Genomic DNA, 2394 nt, shown 5'->3' on the forward strand with positions numbered 1-2394 from the left:
GTGGTCTTGCAATTATGGGTATTTTTCTAGTAAATATTCAAAGCTTTATTATTGAAGGTGGTCAAGAAGTATTAAATATTTCAAAAGTTGACGAATGGCTGTACAGAATTATCGAAATGTTTGCTCTAGGAAAGTTTCACTTTATTTTTGCATTTTTATTTGGAATCGGTGCTAGCATATTTTTATCTCGTTTAGCTAGCAAAGGTTTATCAGTTTGGACATATATGCGCCGAATGTTGCTGCTTTTATTAGCAGGTATCATCCATTTATCAATGTGGGGAGGAGATGTCCTTTCGACGTATGCGGTAATGGGATTACTGTTACTTGTCTTTTATCGCTTACCGCTGAAATGGATTATCATATTTGGCTCATTCTTTTCATTCTTTTATGATTTTTATTCAGTATTCCATGCATCAATACGTATTTATGATTGGAATTTACCGACCACTTTATTAAACATTGACACAATGATTAATAATATGGCTCAAATTCTTATGTTGCCAAAAACACTAGGTCATATGTTATTAGGCTGTGCTGTATATAGAATTGGACTATTTGAAAAAGAAAAGTATGTTCCAGCGATAAAAAAAGTATTTTTCGTTTTATTCATCTGTTCAATTGGTATTTGGATATGGAGCTTAACAATTACAAGTGAAAACTTCTTACATGCCGTTACATTCCAACTAGCAATTGTACCAGGAATGATGTACGTTTTAGGACTGATTTTATTACTTCGAACAAATTTTGGGGTCAAACTACTTTCTCCCCTGCAATCATATGGAAGAATGGCTTTCACAAACTATTTTATGCAAACAATAATTGGTATTACGATTATAAAAGGAATTGTTGCTAACAACACGGTACATGCTACTGAAGCTTTATTAATTTGTGTAGTTGTGTTTATTGTACAAATTCTTCTTTCTAATATATGGCTGAAATTTTTCTACTTTGGCCCATTAGAGTGGTTGTGGCGCTGCGGCACATATCTGAAAATACAGCCAATAAAAAAATAAAATGGATTTTTACTTAGCTAATAGATGTATTCCAAACTCAGTATAGAACAAATCAGCGAGGTTGTGTAATACATCTTTTTTACGATCTTTGTTTGACTGATGGAAAAGTCATTCTTTAGATTTTTAAAAAGATACATGGGTTTCATCTAGACCGAATGTGCCAATATAGGTATTCTAATATAATCAGCAAGTTTATCTATTTCACGCAACCTATTTCGGAGGGCTAACAAACGTAAAAGGGAGTTCGAAAAGTGATTTAAAATCACTTTTCGGACAGCCTCATGATTATAATCAATGCAAATATCTTTCCACTTTTAGTAATAATGTAGATTTTTTTGTACATTGCCTTCTAGAAAACTATGAGTTAAGGTTTGCAAAACAGCCCGTTGACGGTATCATACCGAAAACAGGCTGTTTGATTTCTTTTGTATGCGACTATTATTAGTCATACATATATTCTTCGGCGATTTAAATCACTTGCGTATTTTGTAATTCTACACTCTATTATTTCCCTTTAAAAAGAAAGATAGAACTAATCCTAACACACCTAGAACTAATGCCAAACCAAATGCTACTCGTATCCCAGCCAACATAGACATTGCTAATATCTCATCTGCTTTAAGTATCATTACACTACTCATTACCGTAACAAATAGTGCTGTTATAATAGCTCCCCCGACCATCCTAAGTGTACTATTTACATCTGTACCATGCGCAATTAAACTATCTGGTAATGCATTCATGCCCGCTGTTGTTAGAGGCATCATTACCATAGAAACACCTAGTAATATGAATACAAACAAAACTGCAAGCAACCAAAGCGTCGTGTTCATGTTTATAAAAGTTAGTAAACCGAAAGTCCTTTACCACCTACTTTATCAAATATCTTTCCCGTAACAGGTGACATGAAACCCAATAATAAAGCCCCCGGCAATAAAACAAGCCCTGTATCAAAAGCTAAAATATCTCTTACATTTTGCACATAAAATGTTAATAAAATTTGAGTCCCTATCTTTAACCCATATACTAAAACAGATAAGAGTGTCGCAATGGTATATGTGGAAGATTGAAACACTCGAATTTCAAGCACTGGGTGAGAAAGAGATAATTGTCGTTTTATGAAAAAATAAAGTGAAACGATCCCTACTATTATTGCAAGAATGACTTGAAGTTGCATAAATCCAATCACACCTACTAAACTAAACCCATAATGCTACCCCATAAATTAGATTTTCACTCTAACTTTTGGGGTACATTGATAGTTAGGACATGTATTTACTTTTGGCTTTTGATAACTTTATTGGATTATTTTTTATTAAATGAACTAATAAGGCGATTAAAGGCAATGCTGTTCCAATGAGCAAAGTTATTTCACTATTAA

General features: G+C 33.2%; 3 protein-coding genes. 1 reads left to right on the plus strand and 2 read right to left on the minus strand.

Annotation, left to right across the window (positions count from 1 at the left end; genetic code table 11):
- Positions 1 to 1013, plus strand: a 1013-nt coding sequence (locus V7014_RS22940; protein WP_335510697.1) for a DUF418 domain-containing protein, incomplete at its 5' end; no start/stop codon positions are given.
- A gap of 494 nt (positions 1014 to 1507) precedes the next feature.
- Here the strand turns inward: V7014_RS22940 and V7014_RS22945 are convergent.
- On the minus strand, positions 1508 to 1846 hold the full coding sequence (locus tag V7014_RS22945) for a hypothetical protein (RefSeq protein WP_335510699.1): 339 nt from the start codon (positions 1844 to 1846) through the stop codon (positions 1508 to 1510).
- Between the two features lie 11 nt (positions 1847 to 1857).
- Positions 1858 to 2190 (minus strand): hypothetical protein, encoded by a 333-nt coding sequence (locus V7014_RS22950; RefSeq protein ID WP_335510700.1) that lies wholly within the window; start codon positions 2188 to 2190, stop codon positions 1858 to 1860.
- Positions 2191 to 2394 lie beyond the last annotated feature (204 nt).

The organism is Bacillus sp. JJ722, assembly GCF_036963345.1.
In the GTDB taxonomy this organism is placed as follows: Bacteria; Bacillota; Bacilli; order Bacillales; family DSM-1321; genus Bacillus_AD.

What these genes read in the sequence shown, in the direction of transcription:
- V7014_RS22945 (WP_335510699.1), bottom strand. Translation starts at nt 1,846, where the DNA reads ATGAACACGACGCTTTGGTTGCTTGCAGTTTTGTTTGTATTCATATTA.
- V7014_RS22950 (WP_335510700.1), bottom strand. Translation starts at nt 2,190, where the DNA reads ATGCAACTTCAAGTCATTCTTGCAATAATAGTAGGGATCGTTTCACTT.